This window comes from Bacillus sp. SH7-1 (assembly GCF_008042405.1).
In the GTDB taxonomy this organism is placed as follows: domain Bacteria; phylum Bacillota; class Bacilli; order Bacillales; family Bacillaceae_G; genus Bacillus_A; species Bacillus_A thuringiensis_N.
In genome coordinates this window covers 89,859-116,220 of sequence record NZ_QNUD01000041.1, presented here as the reverse complement: position 1 = coordinate 116,220, position 26,362 = coordinate 89,859, and the positions used below count along the sequence as shown (strand labels likewise).

The window sequence follows — 26,362 nt, the reverse complement described above, 5'->3', positions numbered from 1 at the left end:
AACCTAATTTATTAGGTTAAAACCGTCTTTTTGCTTTTACAGGGGGAAAAAACATGTTGACGTATGAGACGTGGGAAGAAAATGCTGTTTCATTTTCAGAAGAAGATGAGACGAAAGGTGCGCTATCAGTATTAAGTTGGGCTTATAAAGAGTATAAAGATGAAATTGTATACGCATGTAGCTTTGGAGTGGAAGGGATGGTATTACTGCATCTTATAAACCAAGTAAATCCATCTGCTAAAGTTGTATTTTTGGATACAAACGTACATTTTCAAGAAACGTATGAATTAATTCAAAAAGTGCGGGAACGATTTCCTTCATTGAATATTATAGAAAAACAGCCAAAATTTACACTTGATGAACAAGCAAAATTGCATGGTGATAGGTTGTGGGAAAGAAACCCGAATCTTTGTTGTAAGATTAGAAAAATTTTACCTTTAGAAGAATCATTAGCGAATGAAAAAGCGTGGATATCAGGATTGAGAAGGGAACAATCAGAAACCCGTAAGCATACAGAGTTTATAAATCAAGATTATCGTTTTCAATCTATTAAAGTTTGTCCGCTTATTCATTGGACGTGGAAAGAGGTATGGCGATATGTATACAAACATAGTTTACCGTATAACCCATTGCATGATATTGGATATCCAAGTATTGGGTGTGAGAAGTGTACGCTGCCTGTAGGAGAGGGTGGCGATTCGAGAGATGGTAGATGGGCTGGGAAAGTGAAAACTGAATGTGGCCTTCATTACCAATAAGATGAATTTGAAAATAAAGCTAAGAGAGGGTATAGAAAATGAGTACAAGAAACGAATTAATAAATCGAATAGACGAGACATACGACGTATCACAAATTGAAAAAGAAATTCAACTAGATAACATTGCGTTAAGTGATTTAGAGCTATTAGCGACAGGGGGATATAGCCCGCTTACTGGTTTTTTAGGAAAGAAAGATTATGATTCGGTTGTAGAAACGCTTCGTTTAGCAAATGGGAGCGTTTGGAGTATACCAATTACATTACCAGTCACAGAAGAAGTTGCAGAGACTCTAAAAGCTGGAGAGGAAGTAAAACTTGTTAACGGTGGAAAAGTATATGGTGTTATTCAAATAGAAGATATTTTTGTGCCTGATAAGGAAAAAGAAGCGTTACTAGTGTATAAAACGACGGATGAGGCTCATCCTGGAGTGGAAAAATTATACGAAAGATCGAACGTATACGTTGGAGGAGCTATTATTCTTACAAAACGTTTTGAAAATAATCCGTTTCCTTCTTATCATTTAGATCCAATTGAAACGAGGGAAGAATTTAAAAAACGTGGTTGGAAAACGGTAGTCGGATTCCAAACGAGAAATCCGGTACATCGTGCCCATGAATATATTCAAAAATCTGCTCTTGAAATTGTAGATGGCCTCTTTTTAAATCCGCTCGTTGGGGAAACGAAGTCAGACGATATTCCTGCTGATGTAAGAATGGAAAGCTACGAAGTATTACTTCAAAACTATTATCCGAAAGATCGTGTCTTTTTAAGTGTATTTCCTGCAGCAATGCGTTACGCAGGACCGAGGGAAGCGATATTTCATGCATTAGTCAGAAAGAATTTTGGATGCACCCACTTTATTGTAGGGCGTGATCATGCAGGGGTAGGAGATTATTACGGTACTTATGAAGCACAAGAAATTTTTACAAACTTTACAGTGGAAGAGTTAGGGATTACACCGTTATTTTTTGAACATAGTTTTTACTGCACGAAATGTGAAGCGATGGCTTCGACGAAAACATGCCCACACGGAAAAGAGGATCATGTCATTTTATCAGGTACGAAAGTAAGAGAACTATTAAGAAACGGTGAGGTTCCACCGAGTACATTTAGTCGTAAAGAAGTAGTGGAAGTGCTAATTAAAGGTTTGAAAAAAGAAGTAGTAACAGAATAGGGAGAGAATGACATGGATACGAATATTACTTGGCATGCAGCTTCTGTTTCAAAAGATGAGAGAAGAGTGAAGAATGGGCATCATAGTTTTGTAATTTGGTTTACTGGTTTATCAGCTTCGGGTAAATCTACAGTAGCGAACGCGGTTGCTCGTAAACTATTTGAAAAGAATATTGGAAACTATGTACTTGATGGAGATAATATACGCCACGGTTTAAATAAAGACTTAGGTTTTTCTGAAAGTGATCGTATGGAAAATATAAGACGGATTGGCGAAGTAGCAAAGTTATTTGTAGATCAAGGTACTGTTGTTCTTACGGCGTTTATTTCACCGTTTCGAGTAGACCGAAAACAAGTAAGAGATCTATTAGCTGCCGATGAGTTTATAGAAGTGTTTGTAAAATGTCCAATTGAAGAGTGTGAGAAACGTGATCCGAAAGGGCTTTATAAAAAAGCAAGAAAAGGTGATATTAAAGAGTTTACAGGTATCGATTCACCGTATGAGGAACCAGAGAAAGCGGAATTAATTGTAGAAACGCATAAGTATTCTATTGAAGAATGTGCAGAACAAATCGTGCAGTACTTACAAGAGCGTAGTTTTACCCCGCTATTTGGCGGGCAGTAAAACTCCCATCTCAAAATTTAGCTAGGGCAAAGAAGTTAGGTGGGAGATGAACTGCCCGTAAATGCCCGATTGGTTCAACTAATAATCAGTGGGGGATAAACACTCCCCACTGATTAAAGTTTCACTTTATATAGGGGGATAAAAAATGAGTTATGAAAAAGTATGGGCTAACAATGAAAAATTAAATCAAACTGAGAAAAATAAATTAAAAAAAGATGGATTGGAAATCTTTAATGATATTCCTTACTATGCAGAGAATGGCTTCGAATCTATTCCGAAAGAAGAGTGGGACGCATTCAAATGGGCAGGGTTGTATTTACAAAGACCGAAAGAAGCTGGTTATTTTATGATGCGTGTAAATATTCCTTCGGGGGTGATTACGAATGCACAGGCAGAAGTGCTTGCTTCTATCGCTGAGGATTATGGGCGCGACGTAATAGATATTACGACAAGACAAGCGATTCAGTTTCATTGGTTGGAAATTGGGCAAATTCCAGATATTTTTAAAAGATTAGCAAGAGTTGGGTTATCTTCAGCTGGGGCGTGTGGTGATATAACGCGTAATATTACAGGGAATCCACTTGCTGGCATTGATGCAAATGAACTGTTTGATACAACTGGTATTGTGAAAGAGGTATATGACTATTTCCAACATAATGAAGAGTTTTCTAACTTACCACGTAAATTTAAAATGTCTATTAGCTCTAACATTTATAACTCAGCTAACGCAGAGATTAACTGTGTTGCATTTACACCTGCTACGAAAGAAATAGATGGTGTGAAAAAAGTTGGTTTTCATATAAAAGTAGGCGGTGGGTTATCAGCTCGTCCGTATTTAGCTGATGAATTAGATGTATTCGTTTTACCAGAAGAAGTGAAGGCAGTAGCGATTGGGATTGCTACGATATTCCGTGATTTTGGATACCGTGAAAAACGTCATTTAGCTCGTTTGAAATTTCTTGTTGCAGACTGGGGAGCAGAGAAATTTAAAGAGAAACTAATAGAGTATACAGGACCATTGCAAAGTAAGGGAGAAAGTGCAGTTAAAGGCTGGAATGCAGGATACTTTTATGGTGTTCAAAATCAAAAACAAGATGGATTAAAATATGTAGGTTTTAATGTGCCGGTAGGACGCCTACATGCAGAAGAAATGTTTGAAATTGCAAGAATTGCTAAGCAGTATGGGAATGGACAAATTCGTACATGTAATTCGCAAAACTTCATTATTCCGAATGTTCCGCCAGAGAATGTAACTGGTTTACTAAATGAACCGTTGTTTGAAGCGATATCAGCAAGTCCAAAATCGTTTATTGGTCACGCGGTTTCTTGTACTGGTATTGAATATTGTAATCTTGCTTTAGTAGAAACGAAAGAAAGATTGCGAAAAATTGCCGAATACTTAGATACACAAATTGCACTCGATGTTCCGGTTCGTATTCATATGGTAGGATGCCCGAATTCGTGTGGTCAACGTCAAATCGCTGACATAGGATTGCAAGGTGTGAAAATGAAAACGAAGGAAAAAGGAATCGTTGAAGCATTTGAAATATATGTAGGTGGAACGTTGTTGGATGGCGGTGCTTATAATCAAAAGTTAAAAGGAAAAATAGATGGCGAGGATCTACCTGATGTACTTGTATCATTTATAAGTTATTTCAAAGAAAATAAATTACCGGCTGAAACATTTTATGATTTTGTGGGCCGTGTGGGTGTAGAGACATTACAAATAGCGTTAAATAACGTGTTAGAAGAAGTAATAGCGTCTTAGGAGGGGCAATATGGATTTATATCGATTTGAAGCTGTATTAGTAAATAGTATTGTGCCAATTGTTGTTGTTGCTGAAAGTGAAGAACAGGCATTTAAGATGGCGGAGATTGAACTTGAAAAACATTTTTTACCGTTACCAGAGGTAAAGGAGATTGCTTTATTTGAAAAAAAGAAAATTCGAAAAAGCGCAGCCTTTGTTATTCACGAGTAAGGAACATTGAAATATGAAGAAATGTAAACTTCCATTCATATATAAGGATGGAAGTTTCACTTTACTAGTAGAAATGAGGAGAGATGATGGGAAAAGTATATATCGTTGGAGCGGGCCCTGGTGATCCAGATTTAATTACTGTAAAAGGATTGAAGTGTATTGAGAAGGCAGATGTCATTTTATACGACCGTCTCGTGAATAAAGAGTTGCTATCATACGCGAGGCCTGAAGCGGATTTGATTTATTGCGGGAAACTCCCGAATTATCACACGATGAAGCAAGAGACAATTAACACATTTCTGATTAAATATGCGAAAAAAGGAAAAGTTGTAACGAGGCTTAAGGGTGGTGATCCATTTATATTTGGTAGAGGAGGAGAAGAGGCTGAAGCGTTAGCAAAGCAAGGTGTACCATTTGAAGTTGTCCCAGGTATTTCAGCTGGAATAGCTGCACCTGCATATGCTGGTATTCCGGTGACACATCGTGATGCAAGTGCGAGTTTTGCTATTGTGACAGGGCATAGGAAAGAAGGTGCTGAAGAGGAAGTGAAGTGGGAAAATTTAGCGAAAGGTGTAGAGACTTTAGCTGTATATATGGGGGTTAGCAATTTACCCTACATATGTGAACAACTGATGAAGCATGGAAAAGATAAAAGGACGCCTGCTGCTATTATTGAGCGTGGAACGACATCTATGCAGCGCACAGTTGTAGGGACGCTAGGAACAATTGTAGATGTTGCGAAAAAAGAACAAATTCAAAATCCGAGCATGATTGTAATTGGTGAAGTCGTCCGTTTTAGAGAAAAAATCCATTGGTTTGAGAAACAGACAGAAAGTACGTATCAAGTAAGTGGAGTGTTATAAAATGAAAGCCGTCTTATATATATGTCATGGAAGTCGCTTGAAAGCAGCTAAAGAAGAAGCGGTTGCATTTATTAAGTCATGCATGAACCGTGTAGAGGCAAGTATTCAAGAAGTTTGTTTTTTAGAGTTAGCGAGTCCAAATATTGATGAAGGATTCCGTACATGTGTGAAGCGTGGTGCTACAGAGGTTATTGTTATTCCAGTTTTTTTATTAGCGGCAGGTCATGTGAAAACAGATATCCCGTTTGAATTGGAGAAGTTAACTAATCAATTTTCGAATGTTAAAGTGACCTATGGTAACCCGTTTGGTGTATCAGAAACACTTGTTAAATCGGTGTATAGCGGAAGTGGCATTGAACAGGAAGATAAGAATGAAGTGACGTTACTTCTCGTTGCAAGAGGGAGTAGTGATCCTGAAGTATTAAGAGATATAAACTGGATCGCTTCTTTATTTCAAACAGAAGAGAAGATTAAAAAAGTAGAAGTTTGTTATTTAGCGGCTGCAGAGCCAAAATTTGAGGAGAAGTTAAAGGAAGTTGTAGAACGAAAAGAAAAGAACATCGTTGTGCTGCCCTACTTATTATTTACAGGTTTACTTATGAAACATATTGAAAAAGAAGTGCGCCAATATGAGTTGGATGAGATAAAAATAAGTCCGTATTTAGGAAAGAATGAAGCGTTTCGGTATATGTTAATTCAGAAAACGAAGAAATTATTGAAGGGAGATCAATATGTATCCACTTACAGTGCGAGTTGAGAAGAAACGTGTTGTTGTCATTGGTGGAGGGAAAGTCGCGGGATTTAAAATTATTCCTTTACTAAAACAAGGTGCAGATATAGTTGTGATAAGTCCTGAATTGGATGCGAATTTAGTGAAACTTGTAGAAGAAAAGAAAATTCGTTGGTATCAAAGGGAGTATGAAAAAAGTGATATTAAAGACGCTTTTTTAGTTGTTGCAGCGAGTAGTGATGCTGTATTAAATGAACAAATTGCTGAAGATAGCGCAGAGAATCAATTAGTAAATGTTATTACGAACCCGGAAAGTGGTAATGTTCATTTTCCGGCAGCGATGCATCGTGGATTACTGAATGTGGCTGTTTCTACCGGAGGGGCAAGTCCGAAACTTGCAAAAAAAATTCGTGATGATATCGCAAATAAATATGATGAGACGTATGAAGCATATCTTGATTTTTTATACGAAGTTAGAGTAAAAGTGAAAGCATTACAAATAGAGAAAAGGCAGAGAAATATATTGTTGCAAGAGGTATTAAAGTCGATATATGTTCAAAATGAGCAAAAAAGAGAATTGTTTTTACAAGAATTAGAGAGAAGAGTACATATAGGATAATGAATAAATTGTACTTTACAACTATAAAAATATAATTTATAATCACAAGTAACTTCAATAGATGAAATCGATGAGCAAGAAGAGTATGTATATTTGATACGTTCAGAGAGCTGGGGTAAGGTGTGAGCCCGGTACGATAAAATATACAGAATGGGCTTGCGAGAGGTATGTTGAACATTGTAGTAGGCAACCCGGGTTCCGCCGTTAAAAGGATAGAGTATCGGAATTTTTCCTGTACTTGAACAAGTGGGATTTATCAATCCAATTGAGGTGGTACCACGGTATTAACATTACATATATCGTCCTCTACATGCATATTTGCGTGTAGGGGACTTTTTTATTTTCTAAAGGAGGTGTGCGGGTATGAAATGAAAGTGTATAATTAATAAAAGTTTAAATATTCAGAAAAGGAGAAATTATGATGAAAGAAACACAGCAATGGACGTCGAAAATAGGCTTTGTACTCGCAGCAGCTGGAGCCGCAGTAGGTCTTGGTGCGATATGGAAATTTCCATATGTTGCAGGTAATGGCGGGGGAGGCGCATTCTTCCTTGTATTTTTACTATTAACTTTATTTATAGGTATGCCGCTTCTTATAGCTGAATTTGTTATTGGACGTAGTACACAAAAAGAGGCAGTTACTGCGTATAAAGTATTAGTGCCAAATAGCAAGTTATATCCTTGGATTGGTCGTATGGGAGTTGTTACTTGTTTTAGTGTACTATCTTTTTATAGTGTTGTAGGTGGATGGATTTTACTTTACTTATACTATAGTGTGACAGGAAGTTTCTGGAATGGAGTGACTGATTATGGGCAATTATTCGGTGAGACGATTTCAAATCCAGTAAGCGCGATTGGAGCGCAATTTATCTTTATGCTTTGTACGATTTTTGTTGTAAGTAAAGGTGTAGAGAAAGGGATAGAAAAGGCAAGTAAGTATATGATGCCGTTATTATTTATTTTATTTATTGCGATTATTGTTCGTGCGTTAACACTTGATGGTGCTATGGCTGGGGTAGAGTTCTTCTTGAAACCAGATTTTTCAAAGCTGACAGCAGATACGATTTTATATGCGATGGGACAATCGTTCTTCTCGCTAACAGTAGGGGCCTCAGTAATGGTAACGTATAGTTCATATTTAAAGAAAGAAGAACATTTAGCGAAATCAGCAACATCTATTGTAAGTTTAACTGTTTTTGTTACAGTACTTGCAGGATTAGCGATTTTCCCGGCGATTTTCGCGTTAGGTGTTAAGCCGACTGAAGGGCCAGGGTTACTATTTATCGTCCTTCCAGCAGTATTTGCGAAAATACCATTTGGACAATTTTTCTTCATTATGTTTTTAGTGCTATTCTTCTTTGCAACGTTAACATCTGCGATTTCCATGCTTGAAATTGTAGTAGCATCTGTTGCGAAGGGGAATGAGAAGAAGCGTCCGTCAGCATCATTATTAATTGGTATTCTAATTTTTGCAGTTGGAATTCCGTCAGCTCTATCGTTTGGAATTATGAGTGATGTGAAAATATTTGGGAAAACATTTTTTGACTTAGTCGACTTCTCAGTAAGTAACGTATTACTGCCGTTAGGGGTACTAGCCATTTCGTTATTCGTACCAAATAAAATGAGTAAGGAAATGTTAATGAAAGAATTAGAAGTTACGGAAACGAAAGGGAAAACATTATTTAATATTTGGTTCTTCTTACTTCGTTATGTTATTCCGATAACTGTAATTATTGTATTTTTAAATGTGATAGGCGTATTTAAAATGTTTGCATAATAAAAAGACGGAGAAATCTCCGTCTTTTTATTATGTTGTAGGTGTATTTAATAAGCGATTATATGCTTTATAGGCTGTTACGACTGCTATGAATGATCCGATTAAAAATAATGCTGAGCCACCAAAGGTAAATAGTCGGCCAATGTAAGTTTCTCTAGCTTCTTCTATTTTTTGCTGTAATTGTGTATTCATATGATTCACCTCGTAAAATATAGGCATTTAGTTGTAGTCTATGTAGAAAGCCTATATTGTGTGAAGTGTAAATAAAAAAACTCGGTATGCACCGAGTTTTTTATAATCCGATATAAGGAGATGGGTCAACTGCGTTTGTCTTGCCGACATTCCATTCTCCAAGGTGAAGTTCGAAGTGTAAATGCTGTCCGTATGATTGACCAGTGTTCCCCATAAATCCAAGTTGAGTTCCTTGTTTTACAGTTTGTCCATTTGATACTGAACGGCTGCTCATATGAGCATATACTGTTGTGTATGTTTTCCCGTTAATACGGTGAGATAAGTACACAACATTTCCGTAACTAGATGATAATTCTGAGCGAATAACAACGCCATCAGCAGCGGCGATAATCGGAACGGTTCCTGAAGCTGCGATATCGATCCCTTTATGGTTATCTATAGAGCGCACGCCAAAACCAGAAGTTTTTGATCCAGCAGCTGGCTTAATAAAGCCGCCAATATTTGTATCATGCGGTGTTGGAGCTGCTTGCGCTTTTTGAGCAGATGTAGTAGCTTGTTTACGAGCTTCTTCTGCCTTGCGGGCTTCTTCAGCTTTACGAGCCTCTTCGGCACGTTTTTCTTCTTCAATTGCCTTTTGAACAGCTTGACGCTGATTTTCTAAAATACCTTTAGATTCTTCTAATCCTTCAATCTCTGAATCTACTTTTGTTACTTTCGTATGTAGATCACTAATAAAGGTTTGCTGCTGTTGCTGATTCGTTTGCAACTCTTGTTGTTTTTGAACTAATTTCTGTTCGGATTCTTTTAATTGTTGCTCTTTTTTCTCGACAGCCTCTTTTTCCTTTGTCACAGCATTTTGATCCGTTGTTTGTTTTTTCACAATATCGGTATCGTTGTTTAAAATTAAACTTACAGAATACATATTATCAACAAGATCAGCAATGTTTGTAGAAGTTGTTAATACCTCTGTAATGATATTTGTACGAGGTTTTTCTTGCATAGATTGCAAACGTTGCTTAATAACTTCCTGGCGTGTATCTATGTTTGTTTGTAATTGCTCTATATGTTTCTTTTTTTCAGTGATTGCTTGTTGTGTTTTACTAATTTCTTTTTTTGTATCGTTTAATTCAGCTTCGTTTTTATTAATAGAAGTAGTTAAATCGTCGATTTTCTTTTGTAATTCTTGAATTTCCTTTTCTATTTGTTCTTTCTCGGCTGATTTATTTTGTAAGTCATTTTGTTTTCCTTCTAATTCAGATTGAATATTAGATAATTTATCTTGGTTCGTTTCAGCGTATGCGGGTGGAAGTAACGGAGAAACAAAAATCGTTCCTGCTGCTAAAACACTGAACGCTGCAAATTTCTTTTTCATGGTTGTCTGGCTCCTTTCCCTATGAATGTTATATATCATAAGAAGAAGAGTGTCTATCGTTGTAACCATAATGTAAAGAAAATTTTATGAAATTGCTAAGTTTTGTCGGAATTTATCATCTTTTAACGATAATTCTCCTGGTGGATGTATTTTTTTAAATCGTATAAAAAGGATGTATTATTTGATTTCCGTTGTAAAATAAAGGGAAAATATATTTGTTTTATATAGTGAAATGTTAGATGAGAATCCAATGAAACACTGATAAGGAATCGTTCTCATGTGAGGTTTTCTGACATGGGTTTTGTTTTTGTCAAGAAAATTATTTGCGTTCGGGCAAACTTATTTTGTTGTCAGATTTAATTTTTTGATTTATGATTTTTAACAGGGACAAAATGTAGTGAATTGTCGAATAATATGTAATACTCTTAATTTCATGTTATATAGAGATAGAGTGAGAGATAGAGTGACACATCGAAGAGGGGGTTACAACAAATATGAAAAGAATAGGACTTGCATGGCAAATTTTAATAGGGCTTGCGCTTGGTATTGCAGTTGGGGCGATTTTCTTTGGCAATCCGGCAGTGGTGAGTTACTTACAACCAATTGGTGATATTTTCATCCGATTAATTAAAATGATCGTTGTACCGATTGTTGTAGCAAGTATTGTTGTTGGGGTTGCTGGTGTTGGTGATGTAAAAAAACTGGGCCGACTAGGCGGAAAAACAATTATTTACTTTGAAATTATTACAACAATTGCAATTATTGTCGGTCTATTAATTGCGAATATTTTCCAACCAGGAAAAGGCGTAAATATGGAGCAGTTAACGAAGACAGATATTTCGAAATATACTCATACGACAGAGCAAGTACAAAGTCATTCATTTGCAGATACATTTGTAAATATTGTTCCAACGAACATTATGAAGTCATTAGCTGACGGAGATATGCTTGCTATTATCTTCTTCTCTGTACTATTTGGTTTAGGTGTAGCAGCAATTGGTGAAAGAGGAAGACCGGTTCTTCAATTTTTCCAAGGTGTAGCTGACGCAATGTTTTATGTAACAAACCAAGTTATGAAATTTGCACCATTTGGTGTGTTTGCACTAATTGGTGTTACAGTTTCTACATTTGGTCTTGCTTCATTAATTCCATTAGGGAAATTACTAATTGTCGTATATGGAGCAATGATTTTCTTCGTCGTAGTTGTCTTAGGACTTACAGCGAAAATATTTGGAATTAACATTTTCCAATTCTTTAAGATTTTAAAAGACGAGCTGATCTTAGCGTATTCTACAGCAAGTTCAGAAACAGTTTTACCAAAAATCATGGAGAAAATGGAGAAATTCGGTTGTCCGAAAGCAATTACATCTTTCGTTATTCCGACAGGTTATTCCTTTAACTTAGACGGATCAACTTTATATCAAGCAATTGCAGCTCTTTTCTTAGCACAAATGTACGGTATTGATTTATCTATTACACAACAAATTACATTATTACTTGTATTAATGGTTACATCAAAAGGTATCGCAGGTGTACCGGGCGTATCATTCGTTGTATTATTAGCGACACTTGGTACAGTAGGTATTCCAGCTGAAGGTTTAGCCTTCATCGCCGGTATTGACCGTATTTTAGATATGGCTCGTACAGCAGTTAACGTTGTAGGTAACTCTTTAGCAGCTGTAGTTATGTCTAAGTGGGAAGGTCAATATGACGCTGAAAAAGGACAAGCTTATTTAAAAGAGATTTCTGAAAAGGGTCAAGCTGCTTAATTATAATATGAACAAGCTCTCACATAATATGTGGGAGCTTTTCTGTATATAGAAGAGGAGTAGATATAATGAAACGTAAATATGGTGACGGTTCTTCGTGGAAGAGACTAATAGAAAAGAGTTATACGGTTAAGCAAGTGGAAGAGGGAATGCTCGGAATACTGGATATAAAAAAGGTGAGAGAGCCTAGTTGTAAAGAATATGATGGTAAAGAACTTTGTATTGCAGCGGATCAGTATACGTGGATTCAATATTTCATAAACGGGAAAAACTTTGCGATTACAGCTATGTTAGATGATCAGAAAAAATTAGTGCAATATTACATCGATGTGACGAAAAAGTATAAAATAGACAACCGTGGTTTACCATATTTTGATGATTTATATTTAGATGTAGTATTATTACCGAACGATAAGATGTATATATTGGATGAAGATGAGCTAGAGGATGCTTATAAAAGAGGTGATGTTACAAAAGAAGAGTATGAGTTAGCTTGGTACACTACGAAATGGATAATAGATGCAATAAAAAATAATGAATTTTATTGGATTTCAATATTGGATGAAGAAATCAAAAAGTTAAAATGATTGTGGTATTCAAATTTTTGTATAATTACCAAAAAAAACTACACAAAAAATAATTGACTTTTGTTTTGTAAGCGAGTAAAGTTAGGGAAGAAATTATTATTAAAAAATAAATATGAAACCTTCTTATAAAGAGAGGCGGAGGGACTGGCCCTACGATGCCTCGGCAGCGGACTCGATTTCAGAGTGCTGTGCCAAATCCAGCAAGCATGTGCTTGAAAGATGAGAAGAGCGTTTCTTATAGATGTATAAGACCTCTTCTCATTGGAAGAGGTCTTTTGTTATTCATTAGAAAAAGGTTGAAACTAGGGAGAGATGGTACTTTGAAAGAAACGAGAGGAAATGGTTTGGCTTTATTACCACTTGGGATATTTTTGGCGCTATTTATTGGTTCTGGAATTATTACAGGTGATTTCTATAAATTGCCGATACTTGTAGCAATTTCAATTGCTGTAGGAGTCGCTTTAGCAATGAATCGTAAAGAAAGTTTTAATGTAAAAGTAGAACGGTTTGCTAAAGGTGCAGGGAACCCAGATATTATGATTATGGTTCTGATTTTTGTACTGGCAGGAGCGTTTTCTGAAACAGCAAAAGGGATGGGCGGCGTTGATTCTACAGTTAACTTAGCGTTATCCATTTTACCGCAAGGGTTTATCGTAGCTGGCATTTTTGTTATAGGGGCATTTATTTCATTAGCGATGGGAACTTCAATGGGAACGATTGCTGCATTAGCACCAATAGCTGTAGGTATTAGTGGGCAAACTGATATCTCAATTGCACTTACGATGGCTACCGTTGTTGGCGGAGCGATGTTTGGTGATAATTTATCATTTATTTCAGACACAACAATTGCAGCTGTACGCTCACAAGGAACAGAAATGAAAGATAAGTTTAAAACGAATTTTTTAATTGTATTACCAGCAGCTATTATTACAATTGTACTATTAGTAATCGTTACTTTAGGAAGTGACACGCAGATTAAAGCGCATAGCTTTGACTGGATAAAGATTTTACCGTATGCAGGAGTACTTATTACAGCGCTACTTGGCTGGAATGTACTTATCGTGTTAACTGGTGGAACTGTACTATCTGGCGTTATCGGTCTTTTAGATGGAAGTTACACGTTAGAGAGTTTCTTTAAAAGTGTAACGACTGGAATGGGCGGTATGATGGAGTTAGTATTACTTGCTATTTTAATTGGCGGTATGGTCGAACTGATTCAATATAATGGTGGCATTCAATATTTAATGAATATTTTAACGCGTAACATTCGTTCAAAAAAAGGAGCAGAGTTCGGTATCGCTGGTTTAGTAGGTATGACGAATATGTGTACAGCGAATAATACAATTTCTATTATCTTTACAGGCCCACTTGCGAAAAACATCGCAGATCAATATGAAATTGATCCTCGTAAATCAGCGAGTGTATTAGATCTTTTCTCATGTTGTGTGCAAGGGTTAATTCCGTATGGTGCGCAAATGTTAACGGCAGCAGGATTTGCGGCGTTATCTCCGGTTGAATTGTTGCCATATGCGTTTTATCCAATCTTAGTTGGAGTATGTGGAATCATTTCTATATTAATTGGTTTCCCGAGGTTTTCTAAAGTAGCGGGAAAGAAAGAGTATCATAAAACAGCATAATGAATAGTAAAGAAAGCCGTACAGAGAATATTCTCTGTACGGCTTTTTATGTGCGATAAAAGAGTGAATAATCCTATCCTACCGTAAGTTTTTTACAAAAGGCTGAATGCAACTCAGTCTTAAGTCTGAGTCGAAAACGGTTCTTAAGCTCGTTATGGAAAAATGAAAAAATAGTTAAGATAAGAGTATCAAATTGAAGGGAGGCAAGCACAAGATGAAACAATTTCTAGCGTTTATCGCGGCCGGTATTTTGGCTTTAATTGCTCTTGGTAGTCTTGCTGGCATTGTAGGATTCGCAATCGGAGCAGGAGTTGTGTACTGGAGCTATAAATCATTTGTGCGAGCACAATCATTTTTTGGAAAGTTAGCTTGGGGTATTGTAGGTTTAATCGGTTTATCCATTGCACTTTCGCACTCCCCAGCTTTAATTGGTATCGCAGCATTAGTAGTTTTATACTACGGATACCGTGAGTGGAAAAAAGAAAAAGATGTAGTTGTTGATTCTGCTTCAGAAAGTTCTAAACCATATAGCAACTTTGAAGATGAGTGGAACAAGTTAATGAAAAACTAATATTAAAATAAATCAAATTTATAAAGTAGAAGAGAGGAAGATTATAATGAAACAATCTTTATTCGGACGTGTACGCGATGCAATTTTAGCAGATTTTCATAATGTGTTAGATGAGAAAGAAAGAAAAAATCCAATTGCTATGTTAAATCAATATTTACGCGATAGTGAGCGTGAAATAACAAAAATTGAGAAGTTAATTCAGCGTCATAAAACATTAAAATCTAATTTCGCTCGTGAGCTTGAGCAAGCGCGTTATTTCGTTAATAAAAGATCCAAGCAGGCTATCATCGCTCAAGAAGCGGGCGAACTACAATTGCACGAACGTGCGTTAGAAGAGGTAGCTTATTATGAAGGGCAAGTAACTCGATTAGAAGAAATGTATGCGGGTGTTGTAGAGCAAATCGATGAGTTAGAGCGTCGTCTTTCTGAAATGAAAAATAAATTAAAAGAAATGCATGCAAAGCGTATGGAATTAATGGCACGTGAAAATATGGCACATGCAAATCGTCGTATGAATACTGCTATGCATAAAATGGATGAAAATAATCCGTTCTTACGATTTGAAGAAATTGAAGATCATATTCGTGACTTAGAAACTCGTATGAATGAAGAGCATGAACGTGACACATTTGATATGAAAATTGCAAAGCTTGAGCGTGAAATGAAAGAAAAGAATGATGTATCGTTAACGAAAGAGTTAACAAAATAATAGTAGTATATTATAAAACAGGCTTATGATATAGTGATAGGAGAAAAGGTGTTGGAAAGCAATGCCTTTTCTTCTATGTATATGTGACAAGAAGGGGGGGAGCTGAAATGAAGAAGCATTTTTCAAAAACACAATTAATGGGGATGCTCCTCATCATATTTGGATTCGGTCTTTTTCTTGATATGATACTTGGACATTTTGAACCAGGTGGTCTCATTTTTGCATTTATTATGCTTATGTTTGGAAGGCATTATCGTAAAAAGAATCGTTATGTACGAGGAAATGTATTTTTATTTGTTGGTGGTATCGTATTTTTATTCTTCTTATTTTCATCAGCAGCATTTGTTCTTGTCGTATTTGCTTGCTTAGCTTTAATTGGTTATCAATTGATTCAACAAGGACATCAGCAAAAAGCAATGAAGGTTGAAATTAAAGAAAAAGGGATTATAGATGAAGAGAAGCAAATATATCGTACAGAACCATATGTGAAAAATATGTTTGTAGGTAATGTACGAATGATGGATCATATTTATGAACTTGAGGATATAAATGTTCAATATGGTGCTTGCGATGTGGAAATAGATTTAACAACTGCTATGATTCCAGAAGGGGAGACAGTAATTGTTATTCGAGGCATCGTTGGAAATATTCGTTTATATGTGCCATATGATATTGAACTGTCTTTAAATCACTCTGTTATTGTCGGACGTGTGCTCTTGCCAGGACATGAAGAGACAGGTTTTAATCGCAATGTTACATTTAGAACAGAGCAGTATAAAGAAGCTCCTCGTCGTATTAAAATTATTTCTTCGCTTGTCGTAGGCGATACGGAAGTGAGGAAAGTATAATGAAGAAACAAAAAAATATTTCGTGGATGTATATTCGTTATTCTATGTTGTCCTCTGTTAGTATCGCACTTATTTGTACAATTGTATATGTATGGAAAAGCGAACAACAAGTGTATGATTTATTATGGAAGGAATCCATCGCTTCTGTTCCAATTGGCTTGTTTATTATGACTTCAAGTTTACTTATCGGGGGGATTGTAGGATATGCAATCGGTTACTATATAGAGCAGCGTATACAAGGATTAAATACTTTTCTATTTGAAGTAGAGCGAGGGAATTTTCCGAGCGATGTTTCGTTTACTGCAGATGATGAATTTCATGAAGTGGAACGAAAAGTAATCGTTCTGGCTCGTCGATTAGAGGAGCAAGCTGGACTCTTTCAAAAGGTAACGAATGAACGAGCTCATTGGAATGAAGAGATGAGACAAGAAGCGATTTCCCAAGAAAGGCATCGATTGGCGAGGGAGCTGCATGATTCTGTAAGTCAGCAGCTTTTTGCAATGTCGATGATGATGTCGGCTATTAATGAACAAGTAGCTGAATTTCCAGAAACGACGAGAAAGCAATTGCAACTCGTTGAGAATATGGTTGTAAATGCACAATCAGAAATGAGAGCGTTGCTTCTTCATTTACGACCTGTACAATTAGAAGGTAAGAAACTGACACAAGGTATAGAGGAATTATTGACGGAATTATCGCGAAAGCAACATATGAAAATTGAATGGCTAATTGAGCCAATAGAATTGAAAAAAGGTGTAGAAGATCATTTATTTCGTATTGTGCAAGAAGCTTTATCTAATACTTTACGACATGCGAAAGCGAAGAAAACGGAAGTACGTCTTCGGAAAATTGATCAATATGCAATTCTAAAAATTATTGATGATGGCGTTGGATTTGAAGTCGGAGTGAATAAGGCTGGTTCATATGGTTTAAGATCAATGCAAGAGCGTGTTCATGAAATTGGTGGGACATTAAAAGTACTTAGTTTCCCCACTAAAGGGACGCAAATAGAAGTAAAAGTACCGATTATGATTGAGAGAGGGGGAGAATCATGATAAAAGTGTTACTTGTCGATGATCATGAAATGGTTCGAATGGGTGTATCAGCATATTTATCAACGCAACCAGATATCGAAGTAGTTGGAGAAGCTGAAAATGGAAGAAAAGGTTCAGAGTTAGCACTGCAATTAAGACCGGATATTATTTTGATGGACCTTGTCATGGACGAGATGGATGGGGTTGAAGCAACACGTGCTATTATTCAGGAATGGCCAGAAGCGAAAATTGTAGTTGTAACGAGCTTTTTAGATGATGAGAAATTGTATCCTGTTATTGAGGCCGGAGCGACAAGTTATTTATTAAAAACATCAAGAGCGAGTGATATAGCGGACGCTGTACGGGCTACTTATGATGGAGAAACAGTATTAGAGCCAAAAGTTACTGGTAAAATGATGTCTCGTATGCGTCAGAAGAAAGAACAACCTTTGCATGAGGAGTTAACAGAAAGAGAGTCTGAAATTTTGTTATTAATTGCAGAGGGGAAAAGTAATCAAGAGATTGCAGATGAATTGTTTATTGCCCTCAAAACAGTAAAGACGCATGTGAGTAATATATTAAATAAGCTAAATGTAAGTGACCGGACACAGGCGGTTATTTATGCGTTTAGACATCAATTGACGAAATGATAAAGTGAAACTTTAATCAGTGGGAGGGCTATCCCCACTGATTATTAGTTTGCACCAAATCTTTTTATTGACGTTAATAAATGTAAGCGTTATCATTAAGTTGTTAACAGTACATACAAAGGGGAGAATGTATATGTTAGTTCAAACTATATTTGGTATGGATAAGTCTAAAAAATTAGGGGATTATGTTAACGCATTACAAGCACTTTGTGAACAATATAATGTTGAAACAGATAAAATTGCAATTGTTGAGGCGACAGAAGAGTACTATTTATTTTTAGTAAAGCAAGAAGATTGCTACGATGTTGTCAAAGTAGAAACAGTGGATACAAATATAGACTATTATACGAAAGCGTATAAAATAAGTAGTTTTAATCATACTGCTTATCAAAAGTAAAAAACTCCCGAAAGGGAGTTTTTTAGGATGCTTTTACTTCATGAGATTCGGTAAGTAAGGGTACTCTTTCCGCACCTCTTAGCTTAGCGATTATAAAGCCGATAAGAGCTCCGGCTAATGCTGGTATTAGCCAGCCAATTCCTTCATTATATAAAGGGATAAATTCAAAATATGGTGTGATATATGAAATTGAAATACCACCTTGTTTTAATCCATCAAATACGCTCACTACAGCTGCACCAATTAAAGCACCTACATAAACAGAGCGATATCCGCCGAAGTATTTATGCAGTAACGATAGTAGAACGAGTACGATTGCAATTGGATATACAATAAGTAAAATTGGAACAGAGATGGCAATGATTTTTGTTAAACCTAAGTTAGCAACTAGTAACCCTAAAGCGCAAATGATACTTGCAAACATTTTGTATGAAAATTTTGTAAATAATGTTGAGAAATATTGACTACATGCAGATACGAGTCCAACACATGTCGTTAAGCAAGCGAGTGTAACAATCAGAGCTAGTAGAAGTAAGCCGTATGGACCGAATAATTGTTGTACGATTACAGTAAGTAGTTGTCCACCATTCTTTGCGTATCCGAGCGAGACGCTAGTTGCACCGAGCCAGCCAAGTGCACCATATACAAGTACGAGACCGGTAGCGGCAATAAGTCCTGCTTTCGCTGTTGCGATGGCAATGGACTTACGATCCGTCACACCTTTAGAACGAATGGCATTTACAACGATAATTCCAAATGCAAGTGCTGAAATGGTATCCATCGTTAAGTATCCTTCCATAAAGCCTTTGAAGATTGGAGAAGTTTGATACTCTTGCATTGCTGGTCCTGATTGCCCGAGTGGTGTAAATACACTTTTAGCAAATAATAAGAAAATAGAGAGTAATAAAATAGGTGTTAATATATTTCCAATGCGATCGACAAGTTTAGATGGATTTAAACTAAGCCAAAATACGATAGCAAAGAAGATGACCGTGTATAAAAATAGTGCTAGGTTACTAGAGCGAATTGTTTCTGGTAAAAAAGAACTAACACCCATTTCATAAGCGACATTTGCAACGCGTGGAATTCCCATCGAAGGACCGATTGCGATGTATACAACTACCGTGAAGAATATTCCGAATAATGGATGAACATGACTTGCTAGTTGTTGCATACCGTTTCCTGATAAAGAAATTGCAATAACAGTTAATAATGGTAAACCGACTCCTGTTAGTAAAAATCCAATCATTGCCGGCCAAAAGTTTTCACCTGCATTTTGTCCAAGCATGGGAGGGAAAATTAAATTACCTGCCCCAAAAAATAAAGAAAATAGCATAAGACCTGTGAAAAAGATATGTTTTTTTGATACAGTGTTCATTGTTTTTCCTCCTTTTTTTAATTCATTTGTAAGAACACAAAAAACTCGTCCCTAAAGAAAGGGACGAGTTATATTTACCCGCGATACCACCCTAATTTATACATGTAGAAATGATTCTATATGTATACGGCTTTACAACGTACAACATGATACGTGTTCCTTGTAACGGGGGACAGCCGGTAAGAACTTACTGTACATTCGGTTCTACTTCTCGGAGATGATTTTCGGCTACGCACTGAACGTTGGCTTTCAGCAAATCGCCAACTCTCTGGGGGACAGTCCTATAACGTACTCGTTCTCGTCAATGAATTTTTATTCAAGTATTCTGACAGTATTGTTGCATGTTTTTTTGCGAAAGTCAATATTTTTTTAAAAAGATATATTTATATGGAGAAATATCAAAAGTAATATGCTTTGTTTTGAAGTGAAGGGGTGATGTAAGTTAGATTGTAAAACGAGAGTAAAAATTTGTAGAGAATTGTAAAATTTGTGGAGAAAGTTGATATTTATAGGAGCAAAGAAGGTATTATTTGAATTTACAGAGAATAATACAACAATCCACTTGCTGGAAAGAACAAACCAAAAGAGGTGACTGGAATGCTTGCGATGGGAGTATTATTTGGCATTATTGCTATAATTGGTTTTATGTGGTTATATTATTCGCGTTCGTTTAAACAAGCAGAAGTTTTACTCTTTCAAAAAGGTAGTTTGTTGACAAATCATTCTAGATATTTAGTATGTCCGAAGTGTGGAAGTGCACAGGCCAGAAGTGGAGGATATCAAGAGTGTTGCAAAATTAGATTATGAAAGAAAGAAGCCTCACATTATTTTGTGAGGCTTCCTTCCTTACAATTTCAAGGCGCTCCAAATTGTCCACCGATCTCTTTCGATAATAGGAGAGGTGTTTTGTAATGCAGCCTGGATCTGTTGTAGAAGTTGAGAAAGTTCATGATCTGTTAATTCGTATAGAATAGATCTACCTGTTCGAGGTGATAAATCTTGTAGCAATGCATCTACAGAATCATGTATTTTTCGTACTTCCCATTGTGTTTGAGTGGGGAACACGTGAAGAAAGTGTCTTTGTAATTCTTGTTGTATCGTGGTGGTTTCTGGCCGTCTTTTCGATTCTATTTCAATGAGTTTTGGAAAGATAGAGAAAAAATATCCACGAATGTGTTCGGGGCTTCCGGGAATTGTACAATCTTCAATAGTTCGGTCTTGTATAATAAGTACACCGTTTTTCTTTAATATGCGAGAAGCTTCACATAGAAATGTAGGAATGTCTTGTAAATGATGAATAACTGCGCGCGAAATAACAATGTCGAATGTATCATTAGGATATGGGACGCTATGTGCATCGCCGTGAATGAATGAAATGTTTGGAAAGCCGCTACAATTTTCTTTTGCAGACTGTAATATTTCTTTTGAAAAGTCAAGCCCAACAACACTTTCTGCTCCCATAAGAGCAAGTTCTTTCGTATAAATCCCGCCCCCGCAGCCGATATCAATTATTTGCTTGTTTTGTATATTTGTAATATTTTTTATCATTTCCCCCCAAGAAATATGGGCGTTTCGCTGTGCATATGTGTATTTATTATTTGCGTCGTGAAAATTAATGGACATGAAAAAACCTCCTTTCAATGCTTAGTATAGCGTATTTTATAGTGTGTCACGTTTTTGTTTTTTATATGAAGATTATAAGAATTTCTTATTGTAAAAGGGGGATTACGTTGAAAAGGAAATATGTATTGCTGTTATTTGCTATGTTACTAGCATCTTGTAGTCAAGTTGAGCAAAAAAAAGAAACAAAAAAAGTGGAAGAGACGGTGAATGAAGTGAAAGAAACAATAGGGGTAACCGTTATACAAAAAAAACATAAAGAGAAAAAATTACAAGAATCAGAAGCTAAGGTAGTAATAGACATTATGGATAAAGCTGAGAAACAAGAAATAACAGGTAGCTTTGGTGAACCTGAATATGAAATACAAATTAGTAGAGATGGAAAAAAAGAAACATATTATGCATGGCTAAGAGGGGAAGACAGAAGAGGATGGGTACAACATAAGAAAGCTATGTATATGCTGAATAAAAAAGATACGGAAAAGCTTTTGGCTATATTTCCAAATGTTTCAGAACAAAAAGAAGATGAGGTGCAGGTAGGTCCTTTAACAGAAGTAACAAAAAAAGATTTGCAGATTACCACGTTCCATATTAAAGCAGGCGATCAAAAAGTGAATTATACGGTACGGTATACGATTTCACAATCATTATACAACAAGTTAGAGAAGGAACAAGAATACTATTTGCAAGTTATTTTCCCAGAAAAAGTTCAAAAATTAATTGGAGCAAAAGAAAGCGAAAAAATTTCAGGTGAAAAGGTAAAGGAAGGGTATAAACAGTATGAATTGCATGCTACTGTTCCGGTAAAAGATGCTTCAGAATCACAATTAAAGTCATTAGAAACATATTATGAAAATTATGATTTGAAAATATTAAATAGTAAAAAAGAAAAAATAGGTGTTTTTCAAAATATCATTCAAATTGTTAAAGAGTATGGTGAAAAAATGAATTTACAAAGATAAGGTGAAACTTTAATTAGCCCTGACGGATTGGGATGAATGTAATTTGTAAAGTCTATATGGCCTTTCCTAGGAAATGATAATAGAGAGGGGAACCCCCCTCTCTATTACTTTGCTTTTGCAGATGGCTCATTCATTGATTTTCGTGTAATAAGAAAAGAAATCATAAGAGCGGAAAGGATGATAAGAGTGATAAAGACATGATTGGGCAACAAATCTAATAATAATACGTAACTAACGGTATAAAAAATAAGAGTTGAAGCTAAAAACGATAGAACACCTATTATGAGAGATTGTAAGTTCATTCATATGCACCTCCTTTTATTTATATTTTTGTCTAAAAATGGATTAAATAAACATTATTTCTAACAATAGAAAAAAATATGTCGTAATAGAGAAAACAACAAGTTTTGATGAATGAAGATGATTCATGAATGAGAGATAAAGGAGAGGAATATGAAAAATAATAAAAAAGGATTATGGGGAATTATTGTTGCAATAGGGCTATTTTTACTTTCTAAGTTAAAGTGGGTATTTGCAATTTTTAAATTAGCAAAGTTTTCAACGGTATTTAGTATGTTTTTATCGCTTGGAGTATACGCGGTTATTTATGGTTGGAAATTTGGAGTAGCACTCATTTATTTGTTGTTTGTTTATGAAATGGGCCATTTATGGGCGGCAAGAAGAAAAGGGATACCAACATCGCCCGTGATCTTTATCCCGTTTATGGGAGCTCTTATTGGAATGAAGGAAGATGCCGAAAAATGCAAAAGATGAAGCGTATATATGCCTATATGGGACCTCTTTTTGGATTACTTTCATTTTTACCGGCTATTCCACTTTACATGATAACGAAAGAGCTGTTTTGGGCGCTCATTATTTTACTTGGAAGCATGATTAATTTCTTTAATTTAATTCCAGTGTTCCGGTTAGATGGGCCAATTAAGGAATTAGGATATAGAATTGAAGGAATGAAAGAATATGTTGCAAGGCTTGAAGAGGAGTTAAAAGAAACGGGTGCAGTACATCGAAATATATATATGATGCAACATGAAATAAATGTATTAAGGTAAAAAGAAAGAGAGAAAGAATTAAAAACAGGAGAGTTTCAAAAGATTGAAGTGTTAGAGTATCTATTACCAAAGTTAGGGCGGCCGAATTACGTCCCATACGAAGATGAAAAAGAAACACATACAATTCATATAAGAGAAGCATTTGAATTGTCAGAAATAAAATTACAGGAATGGGTTACAGAAAAGAGACAACAGGAGAACTATTATAAAGTGGATACGGAAACGAAATGGACGGTATTTGCTTGTTATATCGGATTAATGGCTATACTTGGTTACACAGTTTATGAAGGATATATTGTTTTACAAGAATATTTGCCAACGAGAAATGTATAGAAGAATATTGTCGAAATGATAGGAAGAATTTATACAGGAATTATATTTCTACGAGAGAATGTTACAAGTATAGTCATACGTTGTAATATTTTTAGTAGAGAAGGGGTTCTGTATATGAAGAAATTGTTAAGTGTATTCGGGATTATTATCGTGATGATCATTGCGAGCTATAGTCTTATGAAAGTGCTGTTACATTATGCGAATAAGCCTGCAGAGGTAAATACAATAGCTCAAATAGAAGATGTGCAAGAAGAGACAAAAGTACTAGATTTTATTCGTATGACACATGAAAGTTATAATAATTTCTTAAATTATGGTAAAGCAGAGAATTATACAGAAGGGGACTGGAGCCAATTTAAACAATGGTTTCAACAACAAGAATCATCGTTAAAAAATATACATACAGACATAAAGAATGAAAAAATAAAACGCGATGTAAATAGAAGCTATGAGATTGTAAAAAAAGGTGTAAAACTCCAAAATATTGAGTATGTAGTTTATGCACATCGTGTATACCATGACTTAGATATTATCGTAAATAAATATAGAGGTGAAACGAACATCTGGGGGTATACGGAGTTTGGAGAAGGGAAAGATATAAAGGTAATTGAACAAGCTATACAGTCCAAATAATAAGCGAGCTAGCATTCTAGTTGGCTTATTTTCTTTTGTAAATGCAATGTTCATATATTTTTCACAAAAACACCGTGTTAATAGTGATTAAAATCACAATCTGTATTATACAATTCAGTTAAACTAAAAACAGTTAAGGAAATAGAGGAGTGGGATACAATGTTAAGTAAAAAAACAATTGAAATCGTAAAGTCAACAGTACCATTATTACAAGAAAAAGGCGTTGAAATTACAACGAGATTTTATGAAATTTTATTTTCGGAACATCCGGAGTTATTGAATATTTTCAACCATACAAATCAGAAAAAGGGAAGACAACAACAAGCGCTAGCGAATGCTGTTTATGCAGCTGCAACGTACATTGATAATTTAGAAGCTATTATTCCAGTTGTAAAACAAATTGGTCATAAGCATAGAAGTTTAGGTATTAAAGCAGAGCATTACCCGATTGTAGGTACATGTTTACTACGTGCAATTAAAGAGGTCGCAGGTGCACCAGATGAAGTTTTAAATGCATGGGGAGAAGCTTATGGTGTCATTGCTGATGCATTCATTAGCATTGAAGCAGAGATGTATGAACAAGCGGCACATAAAGAAGGTGGATGGAAAGATTTCCGTAACTTTGTAGTTGTTAAAAAAGTGAAGGAAAGCGATGTTATTACGTCATTTTATTTAAAACCTGAAGATGGAGGGAAAGTTTCTTCATTCATTCCAGGACAATATGTAACGATTCAAATAAATATTGAAGGTGAAATATATACACATAATCGTCAATATAGCTTATCAGATGCTCCAGGAAAAGAATATTATCGTATTAGTGTAAAGAAAGAAAAAGGTGTAGATACACCAGATGGTAAAGTATCTAATTATTTACATGATTATGTAAAAGAAGGGGATATGTTACCAGTAAGTGCACCAGCAGGAGATTTCGTATTAAATATGGATTCAACATTGCCAGTTGTACTAATTAGTGGTGGAGTAGGTATTACACCAATGATGAGTATGCTAAATACGTTAATTGAACAAGACTCAAAACGTAATGTGTATTTTGTTCATGCAGCGATAAATAGTAATACACATGCAATGAAAGAACACGTTAAGGCAGTAGATAATGAATACGAACAAGTTAAAGCATATACTTGTTATTCTGCACCAACTGAAAAAGATTTAGAAATGAAGAACTTTGATAAAGAAGGTTTCGTTGAAAGAGAATGGTTACAAACTATTATTCCGACAATTGAAGCAGAGTTTTATTTCTGTGGTCCAGTAGCATTTATGAAGCATATAAATGCTGCACTAACTGAGTTAGGTGTGAAACAAGAGCATATTCATTATGAATTTTTCGGTCCAGCAGCAAGCTTACAATAGATTGGGCTTGAATAAGCAAAAAAACGAGGTATTATTTTACCTCGTTTTTTATTTGTTCTCGTAATAGTCGATTTACTGTTTCGCGGCGTATACCAATCAGTTGACCAATTTCGGTTTGTGTTAATATTTCGTATATTGGAATGTCACCTAAATATAGTGTGAACCACTCTTGTAAGCGATGAAGACGTTCTTTCGGAGAGACGGTTGTCAATTGATCGATACGCTGTTGCATCATTCTTAATTTGGATTGTAATTGCATAGCGATATTTGCATAGGATGCAGGATTTGCCTGGAGTTGATCGTACCATTCATTACTAATTATAGGTTCAACTTCTGTTTTTATTAAAGCGATTGCTGTACCGTGATATTCCTTTGATGAAATTAAAGAATGGTGAGGTATCGTTTCACCTGGAACGATAATGTTGAATAAAAACGGTGTTCCATCTTCTTCTATTCTTACTACTTTTAATAAACCTGTTTTTATAAAATATAAAGGACCATCCTCGCCTTGACGGAATAGTACGTCTCCCTTATGTAGAATCAATGTTAGCCCCCCAATTTAAACATTTCTATATCTTCTATTTTAGCGTATAGGTATAAAGACAATATACTATTTAAACTGCAATTTCATTGACGAAATATATGCTATTACAGTAGTATACTATTTAGTGTGTAATAGTACTAGCAATGAATACGCTGTAGGGGGT

At 35.6% G+C, this 26,362-nt stretch carries 28 protein-coding genes, 1 pseudogene, 1 riboswitch and 2 other annotated features; of the genes and pseudogenes, 23 read left to right on the top strand and 6 right to left on the bottom strand.

The features are described 5' to 3' along the window. Positions 1-53 precede the first annotated feature (53 nt). The 9 genes from DN390_RS25840 (at position 54) to DN390_RS25800 (ending at position 8,525) form a co-directional block, all read left to right on the top strand. Positions 54-758: a phosphoadenylyl-sulfate reductase gene (locus tag DN390_RS25840; RefSeq protein ID WP_147808834.1), complete on the top strand. Its 705-nt coding sequence runs from the start codon at positions 54-56 to the stop codon at positions 756-758. A gap of 38 nt (positions 759-796) precedes the next feature. Next, positions 797-1,933, top strand: coding sequence for a sulfate adenylyltransferase (gene sat, locus DN390_RS25835; protein ID WP_147808833.1), 1,137 nt, complete (start codon positions 797-799; stop codon positions 1,931-1,933). 12 nt (positions 1,934-1,945) lie between these two features. Continuing rightward, positions 1,946-2,557 carry an adenylyl-sulfate kinase gene (gene cysC / locus DN390_RS25830; RefSeq protein WP_147808832.1) on the top strand — a complete coding sequence of 204 codons (612 nt, stop codon included), beginning with the start codon at positions 1,946-1,948 and terminating at the stop codon, positions 2,555-2,557. A gap of 145 nt (positions 2,558-2,702) precedes the next feature. Beyond that, the gene (locus DN390_RS25825; protein WP_098199007.1) at positions 2,703-4,325 is read left to right on the top strand and encodes a nitrite/sulfite reductase; all 1,623 of its coding nucleotides are present in this window, start codon (positions 2,703-2,705) and stop codon (positions 4,323-4,325) included. Between the two features lie 10 nt (positions 4,326-4,335). Then, a complete protein-coding gene (locus tag DN390_RS25820; protein WP_000366912.1) occupies positions 4,336-4,536 on the top strand; it encodes a DUF3906 family protein in 201 nt (66 codons plus the stop codon). Between the two features lie 86 nt (positions 4,537-4,622). Then, entirely contained in the window at positions 4,623-5,399 is a 777-nt protein-coding gene (gene cobA / locus DN390_RS25815) for a uroporphyrinogen-III C-methyltransferase (RefSeq protein ID WP_147808831.1), read from the top strand. Between the two features lies 1 nt (position 5,400). Next, complete coding sequence (locus tag DN390_RS25810) at positions 5,401-6,156, top strand: sirohydrochlorin chelatase (protein ID WP_147808830.1); 756 nt, start codon at positions 5,401-5,403, stop codon at positions 6,154-6,156. After that, positions 6,131-6,748, top strand: coding sequence for an NAD(P)-binding protein (locus DN390_RS25805; protein WP_147808829.1), 618 nt, complete (start codon positions 6,131-6,133; stop codon positions 6,746-6,748). The genes DN390_RS25810 and DN390_RS25805 overlap by 26 nt, the downstream gene beginning before the upstream one ends. Before the next feature lie 61 nt (positions 6,749-6,809). Continuing rightward, positions 6,810-7,058: a binding site (T-box leader), on the top strand. A 111-nt stretch (positions 7,059-7,169) separates the two neighbouring features. Then, positions 7,170-8,525 (top strand): sodium-dependent transporter, encoded by a 1,356-nt coding sequence (locus DN390_RS25800; protein WP_147808828.1) that lies wholly within the window; start codon positions 7,170-7,172, stop codon positions 8,523-8,525. 30 nt (positions 8,526-8,555) lie between these two features. Here the strand turns inward: DN390_RS25800 and DN390_RS30840 are convergent, their stop codons facing one another. Together DN390_RS30840 and DN390_RS25795 are read right to left on the bottom strand one after the other, a co-directional pair. Then, positions 8,556-8,717, bottom strand: a complete 162-nt coding sequence (locus DN390_RS30840; RefSeq protein WP_001096003.1) for a hypothetical protein — start codon at positions 8,715-8,717, stop codon at positions 8,556-8,558. A gap of 100 nt (positions 8,718-8,817) precedes the next feature. Beyond that, positions 8,818-10,089, bottom strand: coding sequence for a murein hydrolase activator EnvC family protein (locus tag DN390_RS25795; protein ID WP_147808827.1), 1,272 nt, complete (start codon positions 10,087-10,089; stop codon positions 8,818-8,820). Between the two features lie 494 nt (positions 10,090-10,583). On the opposite strand from DN390_RS25795, the gene gltP reads away from it, so the two are divergent. The 9 genes from gltP (at position 10,584) to DN390_RS25750 (ending at position 18,291) form a co-directional block, all read left to right on the top strand. Then, positions 10,584-11,858 carry a glutamate/aspartate:proton symporter GltP gene (gene gltP, locus DN390_RS25790; protein WP_147808826.1) on the top strand — a complete coding sequence of 425 codons (1,275 nt, stop codon included), beginning with the start codon at positions 10,584-10,586 and terminating at the stop codon, positions 11,856-11,858. A 68-nt stretch (positions 11,859-11,926) separates the two neighbouring features. After that, complete coding sequence (locus DN390_RS25785) at positions 11,927-12,445, top strand: ribonuclease FAU-1 family protein (protein ID WP_147808825.1); 519 nt, start codon at positions 11,927-11,929, stop codon at positions 12,443-12,445. Between the two features lie 120 nt (positions 12,446-12,565). Continuing rightward, a riboswitch (SAM riboswitch) is annotated at positions 12,566-12,671 on the top strand. A gap of 94 nt (positions 12,672-12,765) precedes the next feature. Next, positions 12,766-14,082, top strand: a complete 1,317-nt coding sequence (locus tag DN390_RS25780; protein ID WP_147808824.1) for a Na+/H+ antiporter NhaC family protein — start codon at positions 12,766-12,768, stop codon at positions 14,080-14,082. Between the two features lie 214 nt (positions 14,083-14,296). Further along, positions 14,297-14,653: a lmo0954 family membrane protein gene (locus tag DN390_RS25775; protein ID WP_060630128.1), complete on the top strand. Its 357-nt coding sequence runs from the start codon at positions 14,297-14,299 to the stop codon at positions 14,651-14,653. Between the two features lie 46 nt (positions 14,654-14,699). Next, positions 14,700-15,362: a PspA/IM30 family protein gene (locus DN390_RS25770; protein WP_000814138.1), complete on the top strand. Its 663-nt coding sequence runs from the start codon at positions 14,700-14,702 to the stop codon at positions 15,360-15,362. A gap of 107 nt (positions 15,363-15,469) precedes the next feature. Next, on the top strand, positions 15,470-16,210 hold the full coding sequence (gene liaF, locus DN390_RS25765) for a cell wall-active antibiotics response protein LiaF (protein ID WP_060630129.1): 741 nt from the start codon (positions 15,470-15,472) through the stop codon (positions 16,208-16,210). After that, on the top strand, positions 16,210-17,265 hold the full coding sequence (locus DN390_RS25760) for a sensor histidine kinase (RefSeq protein ID WP_147808823.1): 1,056 nt from the start codon (positions 16,210-16,212) through the stop codon (positions 17,263-17,265). The genes liaF and DN390_RS25760 overlap by 1 nt, the downstream gene beginning before the upstream one ends. Beyond that, positions 17,262-17,894: a response regulator gene (locus tag DN390_RS25755; RefSeq protein WP_000598709.1), complete on the top strand. Its 633-nt coding sequence runs from the start codon at positions 17,262-17,264 to the stop codon at positions 17,892-17,894. The genes DN390_RS25760 and DN390_RS25755 overlap by 4 nt, the downstream gene beginning before the upstream one ends. 58 nt (positions 17,895-17,952) lie before the next feature. Next, positions 17,953-18,291 carry a DUF3922 domain-containing protein gene (locus DN390_RS25750; protein WP_140350493.1) on the top strand — a complete coding sequence of 113 codons (339 nt, stop codon included), beginning with the start codon at positions 17,953-17,955 and terminating at the stop codon, positions 18,289-18,291. A gap of 22 nt (positions 18,292-18,313) precedes the next feature. Here the strand turns inward: DN390_RS25750 and brnQ3 are convergent, their stop codons facing one another. Further along, entirely contained in the window at positions 18,314-19,669 is a 1,356-nt protein-coding gene (gene brnQ3 / locus DN390_RS25745) for a branched-chain amino acid transport system II carrier protein BrnQ3 (protein WP_147808822.1), read from the bottom strand. Between the two features lie 56 nt (positions 19,670-19,725). Beyond that, positions 19,726-19,983 (bottom strand) — a binding site (T-box leader). A 283-nt stretch (positions 19,984-20,266) separates the two neighbouring features. On the opposite strand from brnQ3, the gene DN390_RS25740 reads away from it, so the two are divergent. Next, on the top strand, positions 20,267-20,476 hold the full coding sequence (locus DN390_RS25740; RefSeq protein ID WP_049107420.1) for a hypothetical protein: 210 nt from the start codon (positions 20,267-20,269) through the stop codon (positions 20,474-20,476). Between the two features lie 39 nt (positions 20,477-20,515). Here the strand turns inward: DN390_RS25740 and DN390_RS25735 are convergent, their stop codons facing one another. Beyond that, a complete protein-coding gene (locus DN390_RS25735; protein ID WP_097951209.1) occupies positions 20,516-21,292 on the bottom strand; it encodes a class I SAM-dependent methyltransferase in 777 nt (258 codons plus the stop codon). A 107-nt stretch (positions 21,293-21,399) separates the two neighbouring features. On the opposite strand from DN390_RS25735, the gene DN390_RS25730 reads away from it, so the two are divergent. Further along, positions 21,400-22,251, top strand: coding sequence for a YhfM domain-containing protein (locus DN390_RS25730; RefSeq protein ID WP_147808821.1), 852 nt, complete (start codon positions 21,400-21,402; stop codon positions 22,249-22,251). A 104-nt stretch (positions 22,252-22,355) separates the two neighbouring features. On the opposite strand, the gene DN390_RS25725 is transcribed toward DN390_RS25730, so the two are convergent. Continuing rightward, entirely contained in the window at positions 22,356-22,553 is a 198-nt protein-coding gene (locus DN390_RS25725; RefSeq protein ID WP_060630134.1) for a hypothetical protein, read from the bottom strand. A 151-nt stretch (positions 22,554-22,704) separates the two neighbouring features. Here DN390_RS25725 and DN390_RS25720 point away from each other — a divergent pair. The 3 genes and pseudogenes from DN390_RS25720 (at position 22,705) to hmpA (ending at position 25,655) form a co-directional block, all read left to right on the top strand. Then, positions 22,705-23,654: pseudogene (locus DN390_RS25720) on the top strand (site-2 protease family protein). Between the two features lie 114 nt (positions 23,655-23,768). Further along, a complete protein-coding gene (locus DN390_RS25715) occupies positions 23,769-24,287 on the top strand; it encodes a hypothetical protein (RefSeq protein ID WP_098264988.1) in 519 nt (172 codons plus the stop codon). Between the two features lie 159 nt (positions 24,288-24,446). Beyond that, entirely contained in the window at positions 24,447-25,655 is a 1,209-nt protein-coding gene (gene hmpA, locus DN390_RS25710) for an NO-inducible flavohemoprotein (RefSeq protein ID WP_147808820.1), read from the top strand. A gap of 31 nt (positions 25,656-25,686) precedes the next feature. On the opposite strand, the gene DN390_RS25705 is transcribed toward hmpA, so the two are convergent. After that, entirely contained in the window at positions 25,687-26,199 is a 513-nt protein-coding gene (locus DN390_RS25705) for a Crp/Fnr family transcriptional regulator (RefSeq protein WP_147808819.1), read from the bottom strand. Positions 26,200-26,362 lie beyond the last annotated feature (163 nt).

Bases quoted from the DNA above. Each gene is read 5' to 3' on its own strand.
- DN390_RS25840 (WP_147808834.1), top strand. From the start codon at position 54: ATGTTGACGTATGAGACGTGGGAAGAAAATGCTGTTTCATTTTCAGAA.
- sat (WP_147808833.1), top strand. From the start codon at position 797: ATGAGTACAAGAAACGAATTAATAAATCGAATAGACGAGACATACGAC.
- cysC (WP_147808832.1), top strand. From the start codon at position 1,946: ATGGATACGAATATTACTTGGCATGCAGCTTCTGTTTCAAAAGATGAG.
- DN390_RS25825 (WP_098199007.1), top strand. From the start codon at position 2,703: ATGAGTTATGAAAAAGTATGGGCTAACAATGAAAAATTAAATCAAACT.
- DN390_RS25820 (WP_000366912.1), top strand. From the start codon at position 4,336: ATGGATTTATATCGATTTGAAGCTGTATTAGTAAATAGTATTGTGCCA.
- cobA (WP_147808831.1), top strand. From the start codon at position 4,623: ATGGGAAAAGTATATATCGTTGGAGCGGGCCCTGGTGATCCAGATTTA.
- DN390_RS25810 (WP_147808830.1), top strand. From the start codon at position 5,401: ATGAAAGCCGTCTTATATATATGTCATGGAAGTCGCTTGAAAGCAGCT.
- DN390_RS25805 (WP_147808829.1), top strand. From the start codon at position 6,131: ATGTATCCACTTACAGTGCGAGTTGAGAAGAAACGTGTTGTTGTCATT.
- DN390_RS25800 (WP_147808828.1), top strand. From the start codon at position 7,170: ATGAAAGAAACACAGCAATGGACGTCGAAAATAGGCTTTGTACTCGCA.
- DN390_RS30840 (WP_001096003.1), bottom strand. From the start codon at position 8,717: ATGAATACACAATTACAGCAAAAAATAGAAGAAGCTAGAGAAACTTAC.
- DN390_RS25795 (WP_147808827.1), bottom strand. From the start codon at position 10,089: ATGAAAAAGAAATTTGCAGCGTTCAGTGTTTTAGCAGCAGGAACGATT.
- gltP (WP_147808826.1), top strand. From the start codon at position 10,584: ATGAAAAGAATAGGACTTGCATGGCAAATTTTAATAGGGCTTGCGCTT.
- DN390_RS25785 (WP_147808825.1), top strand. From the start codon at position 11,927: ATGAAACGTAAATATGGTGACGGTTCTTCGTGGAAGAGACTAATAGAA.
- DN390_RS25775 (WP_060630128.1), top strand. From the start codon at position 14,297: ATGAAACAATTTCTAGCGTTTATCGCGGCCGGTATTTTGGCTTTAATT.
- DN390_RS25770 (WP_000814138.1), top strand. From the start codon at position 14,700: ATGAAACAATCTTTATTCGGACGTGTACGCGATGCAATTTTAGCAGAT.
- liaF (WP_060630129.1), top strand. From the start codon at position 15,470: ATGAAGAAGCATTTTTCAAAAACACAATTAATGGGGATGCTCCTCATC.
- DN390_RS25760 (WP_147808823.1), top strand. From the start codon at position 16,210: ATGAAGAAACAAAAAAATATTTCGTGGATGTATATTCGTTATTCTATG.
- DN390_RS25755 (WP_000598709.1), top strand. From the start codon at position 17,262: ATGATAAAAGTGTTACTTGTCGATGATCATGAAATGGTTCGAATGGGT.
- brnQ3 (WP_147808822.1), bottom strand. From the start codon at position 19,669: ATGAACACTGTATCAAAAAAACATATCTTTTTCACAGGTCTTATGCTA.
- DN390_RS25740 (WP_049107420.1), top strand. From the start codon at position 20,267: ATGCTTGCGATGGGAGTATTATTTGGCATTATTGCTATAATTGGTTTT.
- DN390_RS25735 (WP_097951209.1), bottom strand. From the start codon at position 21,292: ATGTCCATTAATTTTCACGACGCAAATAATAAATACACATATGCACAG.
- DN390_RS25725 (WP_060630134.1), bottom strand. From the start codon at position 22,553: ATGAACTTACAATCTCTCATAATAGGTGTTCTATCGTTTTTAGCTTCA.
- DN390_RS25715 (WP_098264988.1), top strand. From the start codon at position 23,769: ATGAAGAAATTGTTAAGTGTATTCGGGATTATTATCGTGATGATCATT.
- hmpA (WP_147808820.1), top strand. From the start codon at position 24,447: ATGTTAAGTAAAAAAACAATTGAAATCGTAAAGTCAACAGTACCATTA.